Genomic DNA, 12,973 nt, shown 5'->3' with positions numbered 1-12,973 from the left:
CCGCCCGACAGCGCGACTTGTTCCCCTCCCCGGGGGCGTGGCCTCCCCTTCGGCCTCTTCGGCCCATGGCCTCGTCCTGCCCACAACCGGAGACCTGCACCATGGGTGCTTCCGCCCTCTCGGCGCCCCCGGGCGGTCCTGATCTTGAGCTGGTCGTCAACCGACGCCCCTGCCCCCAGTCGGAAGTATCTCCCCTCACTCGACGGAGGACTCGTGACAGACCTGACTGAGTTCATCTCACACCTGCCCAAGTGCGAGTTGCATGTGCATATCGAGGGCACGCTGGAACCGGAGCTGAAGTTCGCTCTCGCCGCCCGGAACAACATCACGCTGCCGTACGCCGACGCGGACGAGATGCGGGCCGGCTACGCGTTCCACGACCTGCCGTCGTTCCTCGCCTGCTACTACGAGGGCATGTCCGTCCTGCTGACCGAAGCCGACTTCTACGACCTGGCGTGGGCGTACCTGAACAAGGCGAAGGAACAGAACATCCGCTATGCGGAGATCTTCTTCGACCCGCAGGCGCACACCTCCCGCGGCATCACCTTCGACACGGTGATCCGCGGTCTTCGCCGCGCGCTGATGGACGCGCGCCGACTGCTCGACGTGCGGGCACAGCTCGTCATGTGCTTCATGCGGGACTTCTCCGCCGAGTACGCCATGGCCACGCTGATGGAGTCCCTTCCTTACCGGGAGTGGATCATCGGGGTCGGGCTGGACTCGGACGAGCGGGGCAACCCGCCGGTCAAGTTCGCCGCCGTCTTCGCACGGGCACGAGCGGAGGGCTACCAGCTGACGATGCACTGCGACGTGGACCAGGAGAACTCCGTCGACCACATCCGCCAGTGCCTGGACGTCATCGAGGTGAACCGGATCGACCACGGCGTGAACTGTCTGGAGAGCGAGGACCTCCAGAACGAGATCAGAGCGCGCGGTCTGGGCCTGACCGTCTGCCCGATCTCCAACAGCTATGTGCGCGGCTCCACCTGGCAGGACGCCGTCCGCAAGATGCTCGACGCCGGACTACGCGTCACCATCAGCTCCGACGACCCGGCCTACATGAACGGCTACGTCACCGAGAACCTTCTCGCGGTGCAGGCCGCCACTCCGCTCGCCCCGACAGAGCTCGTACAACTCCAGCGCAACGCGTTCGAGGTCGCCTGGCTGCCCGACGCTGTCAAGGACGCCTACCTCGCTGAGCTGGACGGCTACTTCACTCCGTAGTACCAAAGCCGGCCTCTTCGACATCGCCTCCGGTCCGGCCGGAGGCCGCGACAGGCTGACGTTCCAGGAACACTTCGGGTGCATGCCGGAGACCATCGGATTCTCCGACGAGTTGTGCTATCGCCCACCTCGCGATGCCTGCCCCGGTGAAGACCTGGCCCCGCTACAAGGTGACGGTCACACTCGTCGATCGACGACGAGATCGCTGCCGTGCCCGGGCCGGTGCTCCGGGCGATCAACGTCGCCGGGGTGCCCGGCACAAGGCTGCCCGCGGGACATGCGGACTCGTAGCGAGCCTGTGGCGCTCTTTCGGCGCGGAGGCGGGGCAGTTTGCGCTGCCCGAAAGGAGCACCGATGCGTAGCCGAAGACTTTCCGCACGCTGCCGCTGCCGATCAGGTTCCGGGGGGGTACCACCCAGCGAAAGCTCACGGATATGCCTGCACGAACACCAACGACCCGACTCCCGCAGGCACGTCACGTACCATCCGACGCTTCGCAGGCAGTCCTCGGCAAGTAGTCCCCGAAGAGTCCCTGACGGCGGCCAGGAGCGCATCGCTCCTGCTTGGCTTCGGCGTCCTGACACCGCTCACCGCGCTCGTCGCGTTCCCGCTCACGGCCCCGACCCGGCACCAGGGCGGCGCGGCTCCTGGCCGTCGTCACCGGCGCGCTCGCCACGACGTTCACGCTCCGCCTCGTGACGGTGACGACGCTCGGGGCGATCGGCTTCCTGACCATCGCCTACGCCTACAACATGGTGCTGACGCCGTTCCGTTGAACCACGTTGAACCGAGGCGGGTGGCATCAGTGCCAGGAGACGGGGCTGCGGTAGCCGGCCACGCGGTCGAGGCGGCGCCAGCGGGCCTGTGGGCGGCGGTTGCCATGGGCGAACCGCGGAGTGGCGGCGCGCTGGGCGGCGGTGCGGGCCGCCAGAACCGCGATCAGTGCTGCGAGTTCCTCGGGAGTGGGATCGCCGTGGATGACGCGGAAGTCCCCCTGGTCCATCTGCTGCCCCTTCGGTGCGCTCACTGAGGTGGGTTGCCGTGCTTGCGGGCGGGCAGGTCCGCGTGCTTGGTGCGGAGCATCCGCAGGGAGCGGACGAGTACCTCGCGGGTGGCGGCGGGGTCGATCACGTCATCGACCAGGCCGCGCTCGGCGGCGGCCGTGGACGGTGCCCCAACCGGTGATCACGCCGTCGGTGTAGGGCTTCTCCGCCTCAAGGCCGAAACCGGTGGCACGGTGTCGGCGCAGCGGCTCGACCTCGTTGAACGAGCCCTCGTCCAGCAGCAGCCCGACCCGCTCACGCGCGGTCAGCTTCCCCCTCGCGTGCTGTGCCTCCGTCGCCGCCGCGCTCGGCCCCGCCAAGGCCTGCTCACGAATCGCGAGCAGCTTGGCCACGGCGGACATCCCATTACCCCCTCACTGTGATCTGAACGCTGATCCGAACTGCTGGTCGCAGCCGGTCGGCGTAAAACCGTCTGGGCGGCGGACAGCTTGCCGCGTCCCGCGAGGGCGGCGAGGCCACCCTCGAACTGCACCCCGGCCGTCAGGTCGATCAACAGGTTCCGGAACTGCGGGATCACGACCAGGACGTGGGCTTTGGTGCCGTCGAGCAGGTCGAGGGTGAAGAAGTCGCTCGCGATGGTCGCCTCGGCCCGGGAGCGCAGGAACGTAGCGTCGTTTCACCAGGTTCCGGTGCCACAAGCCCGATCCGCCCATGTCGGCTTCGGGCGCGCGGTCACGCGACGCTTGAGCAGCGCGACCCGGTGGCGAAAGAGAAGGGCACGAAGATCGTGAACTGTGCCCTGCGGGTGACCTGCACGGACTGCTTCACCGAGCCTGAGTCGAGCTTCCTTCGCTGAACTTCCGTCGAGTTCGGCAAAGGAAGCGGCGGTGACATACAGGAACGCGCGGCCTGGGGATGGGCCCCAGAGTAAGCATCTCGATTCATCGTGAAAACTCTGAGAATTCACGAGTGATCGAGGTCTACGAATAATCGAGGTCAGCCGACCGGCGTCTCGCTGCCCGCGATGAGCCTGCGGTATTCCTTGGCGTTCAGGACGAGGTCCTCGTCCAGCGGGTCGAAGATCATGCCGTAGACGGAGTGGAAACCCTGATAGTCGAGCTGGCAGAACTCCAGCGTTTGAGAGACCGGGGCGAGGTACTCCTCAAGGGTCCGTCGGGCGAGGCCTTCCGCGGCGTAGGTCTCCAGGGTGCTGCCGACCGTGACGGCCAGCCAAGCCTTCTTGCCCTGCAGCGCAGAGGCGGAACCGTCGAAGGTGAAGGCGAAACCGTGAACCAGCACCGCGTCGAACCAGGCCTTGAGCAGTGGGGTTACGCTGTACCAGTACACCGGGAACTGGAGAACGACGGTGTCGTGCTCGCGCAGCAGCTCCTGCTCGCGGGCGGCATCGATCTTGAAATCGGGGTAAGTCTCGTAGAGGTCGTGGACGGTGACGTTGTCCAAGTCCTTGATCCCGGCGAGCCAGGTGGCGTTGCCACGGGATTCCGCGAGGTTCGGGTGGGCGACAATGACGAGGGTGCGATTGGTGGTCACTGACTGTTCCATTTCTCGTATAGGACGCAAACCCGTGTGCGTCCTCACTGTCAATGTTGGCGAGCGGGTCGACCGTGTCCGCGGTCATGCGTTCTTCTCGAACGCTCTGCCTCTTAAGTAAAGGCAGTCGGTGATCCGAGCGGCATTTATCACGCAATATTGACGGACTCGTTCCACCGGCGACCGTCCTGGTGGTGGATATTCACGCTCACCCCCAACGCCCACGGGGGTTCGGTGCAGTCGGGATGCGTCTGGCTTGTGATCATCCGGGGCCGAGGCGTGCGAGGGGTTGGTGCGGGTTGCGGGCGTTGCGGCCGAGGCCGGCGGCGGTGTTGACGGTCCCGGCGGGCCTGAGCGCGCCGGTGGAGAGGCTGCGGCAGCTGGCCATGGCGCGGGGCGTGTTGCGGGTCCAGAGCTGGGAGGCGTTCCCGGCGAGGGTGGCCTGTTCGGCCGTCGGGCTGGTGACCGCGTAGATGGTGGTGATCGTGGCCTTGCCGGTCTTGCTGTCGGTGCGCCGCCGCGTGATCTGGATGGTCTGCCGGGTCCCTGGGGAACAGCGGGTTGTTCACGGTGGCCGCCTTGATCCGACGGATCTCCGCGCGGCCGTGGTCTGTGGCCCAGGCCCGGCCTGGCCTGGCCCTGGAGCGGAATGTCCTTCCGGGGAAGGGACTTGAGCTGCCTGCGGAGCTTGTTCATGTGCCCTTGCCGATGCCGATGACGATGTAGTGGGCCTGGCGTCCTGGCAGGTAGGCGGCGTGCTCGCGCTGGGGTTGCAGGGCGTCGGCGGTCACCACGACCCCGGCGAGGTCGGCGACCGTGTCCGGCAGCGGCTGGAAGCGGGTGGTCTCGCTGGTCTTGTCGCCGACGTCGAGCTGGGCCGGGACCAGGCCGGTGGCGTGGACCCTGGCGGCGAGCGGGTGGCTCTTGCGGCCGCCGGCCTTCGCGGGCGGCCGACAGGTTCATGCTGCCGTCCACAGCCGGCGTGCGCGGCCCGGCCGTATCGGGGCGGCCAGGCCGTATGAGGGCGACGGTCCGCGAGCCGGCGCCCCTTCGCGAGCACCCCGCAGGCTCGTGCCGTCCACAGCCGGCGTGCGCGGCCCGGCCGTATCGGGGCGGCCAGGCCGTATGAGGGCGGCGGTCCCCGAGCCGGCGCCCCTTCACGGGCGCCCCGCAGGCTCGTGCCGTCCACAGCCAGCGTGCGCGGCCCGGCCGCATGAGGGCGGCCAGACCGCATCAGGGCGGTGGTCCGCGAGCCGGCGCCCGACCGCCGCGTCGGCGGCGTCGCCGTCGATCCGGGCCGGCAGCCGCCGCACCGCGGACTCGGAGGGCCGTTGCCGGGCGGGGAGCACCGGATCGGGGCGGACGCCGAGCTGGGCGAGCACGTGGGCGGGCGCGTCGACGATCCACTCGCCTGCCGTCGGCAGGGAGGTGGCCCCGGCCAGGACCGCGCACGCGACCAGGGCGAAGGACGACGGCCGGTGGGCGGCGCACCCCGCGCGGATCACGCGGGTCCGGTACCTCGGCGCGACGTTCCAGCAGGCCCGGGGCCTCGCCGGGCAGCACCGGTGCTGCCTCGCGGAGCTGGTCAGGAGCGGACAGATATCGGCGACGATGCGCAGGCAGGCACGGTCCTCCACTCGGATCACCGGGCCGTAGAGAAGTCCATGATCCGGGAGACCGCGCCTGTCACGCTTCCCGGCCCGCCCTGCCCACCCGGCCCATCCGGTCCGTCCGGCCCGACAGACCGTCATGAAGCGGACGTCAGCCGACTTCACTGAAGCCCTGCCAGGCGAAAACAGTGCATGCCGCCGCACAGGCTGAAGATCAAGCTTGGATTGACCTCACGTGTGCCGGTCGTTTGCCGCTCCGGGAAATAGCCCGCAGGGACTCATGGGGTGAGGAGTTCGCACTCCTTGATGACCAGCACCGTTCCGTCCTCGCTGAAGACCCGGCATTCTCCCTTGACGGTGACGGTGACGCCCAGGGGGACGCCTCGCACAATCCGGAATGATTCCTTGATTCGGTGGTCAAACGGCAGCACGAAGATGGCGAGGTGGGGACCTCCGGGGGCATCGGACACCTCCACCACCGGCGTACCATATTGACTTTCGCCCGTTCGGATTGAGATTCCCTCCAGGGTGAGGAATTTCCCGTAGTAGGCACGCTCGGCGGCGGCGCGGTCCGCGGTGAATTCGTTGTGGAGGTCTCGAATCTTCATTGATTGCCGCCTTCTCTAGTGTCGCGTGATCATGCTGGTCTTATGCGAGTTGTCGTCGACTGGTGCTCCGCGCTCGAGATCTTCTTACGGTTGCGCGGAGCTTGGCGTTGAGGTCTTTGACCGAAGTGTAGGTGCCGCAGTTGATGGCTTGTCGTTCGTACGCATTCAGAAGGAATACGGCCGGTCGGTGACAGTTCGTGACGAAGCCCTGCTAATGCCCTGCGCCGGAATAAGGGCCCACAGGGTCACTGCCCGATGGTGTTGAGTTCGGCGATGGCCTCGTCGGGCAGTTGCAGGTCAGCCGCGGCGATGTTCTCCCGCAGGTGAGCGACGCCCGAGGTTCCGGGGATCAGCACCGTCGACGGCGAGCGCTGCAGCAGCCAGGCGAGCGCCACCTGCGGCTCGGAGGCGCCGAGGCGGCGGGCGACGTCGCGCAGGACCCGTGACCGCAGTGGGTGGAATCCGCCGCCAAGGGGGAAGAACGCGGCGTAGGCGATGTTCTCCTCGGCGCAGCGATCGACGAGGTCGTCGTCGGCGCGGTCGGCCAGGTTGTACTGGTTCTGCACGGTGACCACGGGGGCGATGGCCTGGGCCTCGGTGAGCTGGGCGTCGGTGATCCCGCTGAGGCCGAGGTGACGGATCAGCCCCTGCTCACGAAGGCCGGCCAAGGCGCCGAACGGCTCGGCGATGGAGGACCCGTCACCGCCGAATGCGGCCGTGCGCAGGTTGACCACGTCCAGGGTCTCCAGGCCGAGGTGCCGGAGATTCTCGTGGACCTGGGCCTTGAGGTCGGCGGGGTCCAGGGAGGTGATCCAGCCGCCGGTGGCGCTGCGGCGGACGCCGACCTTGGTGACGATGTGCAGACCGGCCGGGTAGGGGTACAGGGCCTCCTTGATCAGTTTGTTGACGACGGTCGGCCCGTAGAAGTCGCTGGTGTCGATGTGGGTGATGCCGAGCTCGACCGCTGCGCGCAGCACGGCGATCACCTGAGTGCGATTCTTGGGCGGTCCGAAGACACCGGGACCGGTCAGCTGCATCGCGCCGTATCCCATCCGGGTAATGCTCAGGTCGTCAGCGAGGGTCAACGTCTGCAGGGCGGGGATACTCATCCGAAGGCCTCTCGGGTCTGTTCACGGCATCGTTGCGGACCGCTCGGCGCGGCCATTGGTTGGGCTTCCATATTTGCGGCGGAGGCAGGGACGCGGCCGGGTGGCCAGGGTCACGAGCCCCTGGCCACCCGATTGATAGAAGTCGAGCGGGCCCTGATCATTCGTGAAATCTTCGAGTTTTTCACGAATAGTCAAGGTATTTACCCTGAGGTCGAGCCTCGGGCCCCTCGCTCCCGGACGTCACCGGTCACCGGCGGTTCATACGACGGACGCTGCCGGATTCCTTCCGGTAGCCGCGTCGACGATGTCACCCTGGGGGGAATTTCGGACGGTCGCAAAGTTGAACGCCTTGTCGCGAATGGTGATCGTCCACGAGAGTCCAGACCTCTCACCCACGGTGAGCCCCAACACGATGAGCGGCATATGCCACTCGTACTTCACGAGTGTGCCTCGGTCCGCATGGGCGTCCGTGCCGTCGTGCGCCGATACATTGCCGTAGTTGTTGACGGCAAAGACGTCGGGCGTGGCAATCATCTTCCCGATTCGGGCCTGGCCGGCCTCAATGAAGTCCTCTCGCCGCTCGAGGCGAGACAGCGCGTCTATCTCGCGCTGCTCCTCGGCGCGATAGTAGTCACGGATCTGGATTCCCGTGCTCTGCTCGATGACGCTTCGCGGCACCGTCAGAAACCGAAGCGTGTTGCCGAGGGGAAGCTTCGGCGAGTAAAGGCTGTTCTTGAGGACGAACATGTTCGCGCTGTCACGGTCAAGGAAATCTGCCCTCATCCTTTCCAAGAAGGGACCGATCTTGACCGGCGGCTCAGCGCCTTCGGCGAACGCGACGGGGAGTTCTTTGCTCGCACCGGAGGGCGAAGTCTGAGCGGGCGGCAAGAAGTCCGCCAGCTCATCAGCCCGGATCCCCAGCTCTTCGAGACCTTGGGCTATCTGGAAGCCGTCCTGCCGGGTCTTCAGGGTCTTCATCAGCGCCTGGTGGAATCGGAACACCTTGTATCCGTCCTGCAGCGGAAACGGAATACACGTAAAGATGCCCTGCAGGTGAGGATCGGAGCGATAGGTGACGGAGGCGAGCAGAAAGCTGTCGTAGTAGCTTTCGTACTTTTCCGCGAGGAGCCCCTGGAAGGAGGAGAGGGGGAAATCCTCGGGAGTGTCGAAGGTCAACTCCACCAGGTGACACTTGGAGAAGAGCGGATTCCCCCGGAAGAAGTGCTTCATGGCCTCCTCGAACTCGGTGAGATCGAAGGCCCTGTCAACCTTGTACGTTGAGAGCGACGGAAAGAACTGCGACGCGTCGATGAACGGGAACGTGGTCAGGGAGAGCCGAAGGATCTTGTCGGCGATGGAGACGGGCATTTGGTTACCTCCATTAACTGGTGTGTGCCGGGAAGCGCTGTCGGTGTTTTCCCGTCAGAACGCGCCACATGATGCCCGGGGTGCACACTGCTGTCGGCGGTTCGAGCAAGTACTGGACTTTCAGGAATTTCTCGGCCACGACCATGTCCGTTTCGGCCGCGGCGAGCACCTTGTCCATGTAGGAGTTGATGAGCCGCACGGGAAGTGGCCTCGGACCTTCGATCTGAGGCAGGGCCAGGTCACTGCCGGTCGCCATCTTCCAGGCGACGCCGATGGGCTTGGCTGCCTTGCGGAAGAATCGTTGCGCGACCTGATCCAGGTCACCGCTCAGCGATTCACGCAGCGCCATCGCCTGGAGCGAGGCCACCGTCATCCCCTGGGCGTAGATGGGGTTGAAGCTGGATATCGCATCGCCCACCACCAGCAGCCTGCGCGGGAATCGGGTCAGCTTCTCGTAGCGGCGGCGCACGCTCGCCGGGAACCGGTGCGCGGAAATCTCGCTGAGCGGCTCGGCGTCGCGGATCGCCGCGAAGACGTGTTCGGGAACCAACGGCCTGGCGAACTCCACCCACCCGGCCGGGTCGGTCGGCGGATGGTGGTCGCGGTAACCGATCAGCGTCAGGACCCAGCGGCCGTCCTCTTCCTCCAGGAATTCCGCGCCCTTGGGGCTCCCCGGTGCGTGCCCGATGATCACGACCTTCTCGCGGCCCATCGAACCGGGGGCCGGCCGCAGATACCGGCTGGTGTACATGATGTCGACGTCGATACGCTCCTCAAGCGGCGGCTCGTATCCCATCTCGACCAGCCACTTGGTGGTCCGTCCGGACCGGCCGGTCGCGTCCACCACCAGATCGGCGGGGATCACGTCCTCAGAGCCGCTGCCCACGTTCCTGACACGCACACCGGTGACAGCGGCATTGTCCGAGGTGGTCTCAAGGCCGGTGACCTGGCACTCGTCGATGACCTTGATCTTCGCAAGATCCCCGATCCGGGCGCGGAGCCGACTCTCCAAATGCGGCCGGCTCGGCTGGTAGGTGCGGGACAGATCGGCGTACTCGCCGTCCATGCACAACAAGTGCCCGCCCAAGCGCATCCGCAGCTCGGCAGGTCCGTCGATGACGGGCGCTCCACCGGCAACGAAGTCGTCGAGTATCCCGGGGAACAGCTCCTCGAAGATCTTCGCGCCCTTGGAGAGCAGGCCATGAGCGTGGCGGCCCTGCGGCACACCTCGCCGCTGAGTCCGCTGCCCCTCCGGCAGTTGGTCACGCTCTACCACCGTTACCCGGTCGAATGCCTCGGAGAGCACCCGGGCAGCAAGTAGACCCGAGATACTCGCTCCCAGCACCACCGCATGTTCACCGATACGCTTCACTGGAATTCCTTCTGGTTGGGCAGGTGTCTTGTGTGGAGTAAGTCATGCAAGATATGGGTGATCGCGGCCGATGCTCGGGCGATAGTTTCCCGAATCCTTCGATATAGAAATCATCGGGATGTGAAGTGCGCACCGCGAACATAAGTGCCCCATAGGTTTGGCCACCGCACGTGGCGCAGTATTGGCCTGTTCGTTCCATCGAGCGCGGCTCGCGTGGCCGAAATTCACGTCGGCTGCGAGGCGTCGGCGCGCGCAGGCGGCACGTGTCCGGGCACCGGCGCCGGGCCGGAGCTCCGGGCTGCCGGTAGCAGTGGTCGCGGGCGCCCCTAATAGAGGGGACAGGAGTGCAGGCCCACAGGCGGGCCGACTCCCGGACCGTCGACCGACCGTCGCCCGGAGCCCCGATCGGTGGGCTCGGGGCTCAGGGCTCAGGGCTCGTAACACGATCATGGTGTCCGCTTGTTCGTCCTTCGCCAGTAGATGAAGGCGCGTGTGAGCGAGACGTGACAGACACGACCCGACGCCGGGTCGGCTCGCGTCGGACGTGCCGACTGTCGTCACCCTTGTCACCGGGAACCAGGGCGCGTGCCTGGGTGAAGTCGGGGACGTTGCCGCGGTCGTGATCACTTTCAGCGGCGTATCGCTGCCTTCGCGGATCAGGTGGTGTTCGCCGGCCGACCCGCCGCGATCGACCAGGGACGGATCAACCCCGGCAGCCCCTCTTCGCCCGCACATGAAAGGAGTCCACGCAGGCGCGCGTCCAGTCGATCCGCCGGGCCGCGTTCAACTCCGCGAGCAGCATCCGGTGGACCTGGTCGAACACTCCCGCTTCCGTCCACCGGTACAGCCGGCGCCAGCATGTCTGCCCCGAGCCGAAGCCCAGTTCAGGCGGCAACTGCTGCCACGTGATGCCCGTGAACAGCACGAACAGGATTCCCTGCAGGCACAGCCGGTCGTCCACCGGCCGCGGTCCCGGGGAGCGCTCCGGCCACGGCGGCAGGACCGGCTCGATCAGTGCCCACAGCTCGTCATCGACCGTCCACGGTGCACTCACACCACCACAACGGACGAATCGTCACACCGGACACGGCTCACCAGCCCACAGCCACAAGATCGTGTTACGAGTGCGCGGGCAGAGTCGCGCCCGCCATGGAGCAGATCCATCAGACGGTGATACCGGCTGGAATTTTTCGGTCAGACAGCGGTTACCGGCTTCCCGAACCAGCGAGGGTATGAACAAGATTTCGTCTACCCGCAGTGCGCGGGACGGGGGCTCACCAGAAATCTCATGGACCAATGCATGACTGTGCTCTTTCGGCGTCGTCATGCCTGGTTTTGCCTGCCCTTGTGCGCGCGGCGACCCCGCTTTACTTCGCCACTAGAGGAAGAGCCAATGGTCGACATCACCGGCACCGCTGAAACCACCGATACGTTGTCGAGGTCCCGCGGCGACGCGGAACTACGAGCGAGCAACCGTGCAATCGTGGAGCAGTACATGAATACCCGCGGGCAGGATCGCCTGCGCCGGCACCTTCTGTTCACCGAAGACGGTACCGGTGGTCTCTGGACGACCGAAACCGGGGAGCCGATCGTCATTACGGGCAGGGACCGACTGGGTGACCACGGCCAATGGTCACTCAAGTGCTTCCCCGACTGGGTCTGGACGAACATCGAGATCTTCGACACACAGGACCCCAACCAGTTTTGGGTCGAATGCGACGGCGAGGGAACGATCCGCTTCCCCGACTATCCCGACGGCCACTACCGCAATCACTTCCTGCACTCCTTCCTGTTCGAGAACGGGAAGATCAAGCGCCAGCGCGAGTTCATGAACCCCTGCCAGCAGTTCAGGGCTCTGGGCATCGCCGTACCTCAGGTCAAGCGGGCCGACATACCGACCTGAACGCCGTTCGCCGGGCGTCTTCTTTTCAATCAATGGAGAAGGTCGTTATGGGAAACATCCTTGCCGACATCGATAGGGCCCAGGCGCGCCATCAGCCCGAATGGGACAATCCCTCACAGGTCGAGCTCGTACGAGCGATGCTGTCATCCGTCACACCGCTGGTGACCGCGGCGCAGGTGGAGAACCTCCGCGCCCACCTGGCCCGCGTCGCCACCGGCGAGATGCAGGTGCTACAGGCCGGGGATTGCGCGGAGGACCCGGCCGAGTGCACCGCTGGGCACATTCAAGGCAAGACCGGACTCGTCGATCTGCTTGCCCAGACCCTGGAGACCGCCACCGGCAAGCAGACGCTGCGGGTCGGGCGGATCGCAGGGCAGTTCTCCAAGCCCCGCTCCAGCCAGGTCGAAAAACTCGGCGACGACGAACTGCCGTCCTTCTTCGGGCACATGATCAACGGGCCGGAGCCCACCTACGAGAGCAGGCGTCCCGATCCACTGCGCATGCTCACGGGCTACATGGCTGCGCGGGAGATCACGACGCGGCTCGGGTGGGTCGGGTCAGCACCTCGGCCTGCCGGGCCTGTTGTCTGGACCAGCCATGAAGCGCTGCTTCTGGACTATGAGATATCGATGCTCAGAGAGCTCGACGGCGGTCGGCATTTGCTCGGCTCCACCCACTGGCCGTGGATCGGCGAGCGGACCCGGCAGATCGACGGCCCGCACATCGCCCTGCTCGCCCAGGTGGCCAACCCGGTTGCCTGCAAGGTCGGCCCGTCAATGACTGTCAGCGAGTTGGTCGAGCTGTGCGACCGGTTGGACCCGGAGCGGGAGCCGGGCCGGCTTTCACTCATCGTGCGCATGGGCGCAGACCTCGTCGCTGACAGGCTGCCCCGGCTCGTCGAGGCCGTGCAGTCGGCGGGACACCCGGTGGTCTGGCTCAGCGACCCGATGCACGGGAACACCGACTGCGCGGCTGACGGCACCAAATACCGGCTCGTGGAAACCGTCGCCCGGGAAGTCCGCGGCTTCCGGCGGGTCCTGGACCTGGCGGGCGTTCCGGCCGGGGGGCTTCACCTTGAGGCGACTCCCGACGACGTGACCGAGTGCGTGCTGGACACGGCCGAGCTGGGATCGGGCCCCGTCACCAGCTTGTGTGATCCGCGGCTCAACACCCCCCAGGCCATCAAGGTGGTCTCGGCGTGGTCCGAGTACTGAGATTCCTAGA

Annotated in this window: 13 protein-coding genes and 1 pseudogene; 3 read left to right on the top strand and 11 right to left on the bottom strand. The window is 66.2% G+C overall.

Features of this window, described 5'->3' with window-relative positions:
• Positions 1-213 precede the first annotated feature (213 nt).
• Positions 214-1,224, top strand: coding sequence for an adenosine deaminase (gene add / locus OC490_RS44910; protein WP_262063850.1), 1,011 nt, complete (start codon positions 214-216; stop codon positions 1,222-1,224).
• Positions 1,225-2,026: 802 nt separating this feature from the next.
• Here add and OC490_RS44905 read toward each other — a convergent pair.
• The 11 genes and pseudogenes from OC490_RS44905 to OC490_RS44855 form a co-directional block, all read right to left on the bottom strand.
• Positions 2,027-2,251: an acyl-CoA carboxylase epsilon subunit gene (locus tag OC490_RS44905; protein ID WP_410099259.1), complete on the bottom strand. Its 225-nt coding sequence runs from the start codon at positions 2,249-2,251 to the stop codon at positions 2,027-2,029.
• Positions 2,248-2,355: a hypothetical protein gene (locus OC490_RS44900; protein WP_262063849.1), complete on the bottom strand. Its 108-nt coding sequence runs from the start codon at positions 2,353-2,355 to the stop codon at positions 2,248-2,250. The genes OC490_RS44905 and OC490_RS44900 overlap by 4 nt, the downstream gene beginning before the upstream one ends.
• Positions 2,356-2,380: 25 nt before the next feature.
• Positions 2,381-2,629, bottom strand: a pseudogene (locus tag OC490_RS44895) (carboxyl transferase domain-containing protein); the annotation flags it as partial.
• Between the two features lie 595 nt (positions 2,630-3,224).
• Entirely contained in the window at positions 3,225-3,779 is a 555-nt protein-coding gene (locus tag OC490_RS44890; RefSeq protein WP_262063848.1) for an NAD(P)H-dependent oxidoreductase, read from the bottom strand.
• Between the two features lie 262 nt (positions 3,780-4,041).
• Positions 4,042-4,167, bottom strand: coding sequence for a hypothetical protein (locus tag OC490_RS44885; RefSeq protein ID WP_262063847.1), 126 nt, complete (start codon positions 4,165-4,167; stop codon positions 4,042-4,044).
• Positions 4,168-4,936: 769 nt separating this feature from the next.
• The gene (locus tag OC490_RS44880; protein WP_262063846.1) at positions 4,937-5,284 is read right to left on the bottom strand and encodes a transposase family protein; all 348 of its coding nucleotides are present in this window, start codon (positions 5,282-5,284) and stop codon (positions 4,937-4,939) included.
• A gap of 383 nt (positions 5,285-5,667) precedes the next feature.
• A complete protein-coding gene (locus OC490_RS44875; protein WP_262063845.1) occupies positions 5,668-5,997 on the bottom strand; it encodes an OB-fold putative lipoprotein in 330 nt (109 codons plus the stop codon).
• A gap of 245 nt (positions 5,998-6,242) precedes the next feature.
• The gene (locus OC490_RS44870; RefSeq protein ID WP_262063844.1) at positions 6,243-7,106 is read right to left on the bottom strand and encodes an oxidoreductase; all 864 of its coding nucleotides are present in this window, start codon (positions 7,104-7,106) and stop codon (positions 6,243-6,245) included.
• Positions 7,107-7,364: 258 nt separating this feature from the next.
• A complete protein-coding gene (locus OC490_RS44865) occupies positions 7,365-8,474 on the bottom strand; it encodes a hypothetical protein (protein ID WP_262063843.1) in 1,110 nt (369 codons plus the stop codon).
• 13 nt (positions 8,475-8,487) lie between these two features.
• Positions 8,488-9,846 (bottom strand): FAD-dependent oxidoreductase, encoded by a 1,359-nt coding sequence (locus OC490_RS44860; RefSeq protein ID WP_262063842.1) that lies wholly within the window; start codon positions 9,844-9,846, stop codon positions 8,488-8,490.
• A 703-nt stretch (positions 9,847-10,549) separates the two neighbouring features.
• Positions 10,550-10,900, bottom strand: coding sequence for a transposase (locus OC490_RS44855; protein ID WP_410099258.1), 351 nt, complete (start codon positions 10,898-10,900; stop codon positions 10,550-10,552).
• Positions 10,901-11,239: 339 nt separating this feature from the next.
• Between OC490_RS44855 and OC490_RS44850 the strand changes: the two genes are divergently transcribed.
• Complete coding sequence (locus tag OC490_RS44850) at positions 11,240-11,749, top strand: phenazine biosynthesis protein (protein WP_262063841.1); 510 nt, start codon at positions 11,240-11,242, stop codon at positions 11,747-11,749.
• Positions 11,750-11,796: 47 nt separating this feature from the next.
• Positions 11,797-12,963, top strand: a complete 1,167-nt coding sequence (locus OC490_RS44845) for a 3-deoxy-7-phosphoheptulonate synthase (RefSeq protein ID WP_262063840.1) — start codon at positions 11,797-11,799, stop codon at positions 12,961-12,963.
• Positions 12,964-12,973 lie beyond the last annotated feature (10 nt).

Source organism: Streptomyces sp. STR69 (genome assembly GCF_024519455.1).
Classification (GTDB): domain Bacteria; phylum Actinomycetota; class Actinomycetes; order Streptomycetales; family Streptomycetaceae; genus Streptomyces.
Note: the sequence above shows the minus strand (reverse complement) of the source record. Positions and strands in the feature narration are given on the sequence as shown.

Bases quoted from the DNA above. Each gene is read 5' to 3' on its own strand.
- OC490_RS44885 (WP_262063847.1), bottom strand. From the start codon at position 4,167: ATGGCCAGCTGCCGCAGCCTCTCCACCGGCGCGCTCAGGCCCGCCGGG.
- OC490_RS44875 (WP_262063845.1), bottom strand. From the start codon at position 5,997: ATGAAGATTCGAGACCTCCACAACGAATTCACCGCGGACCGCGCCGCC.
- OC490_RS44870 (WP_262063844.1), bottom strand. From the start codon at position 7,106: ATGAGTATCCCCGCCCTGCAGACGTTGACCCTCGCTGACGACCTGAGC.
- OC490_RS44865 (WP_262063843.1), bottom strand. From the start codon at position 8,474: ATGCCCGTCTCCATCGCCGACAAGATCCTTCGGCTCTCCCTGACCACG.
- OC490_RS44850 (WP_262063841.1), top strand. From the start codon at position 11,240: ATGGTCGACATCACCGGCACCGCTGAAACCACCGATACGTTGTCGAGG.
- OC490_RS44845 (WP_262063840.1), top strand. From the start codon at position 11,797: ATGGGAAACATCCTTGCCGACATCGATAGGGCCCAGGCGCGCCATCAG.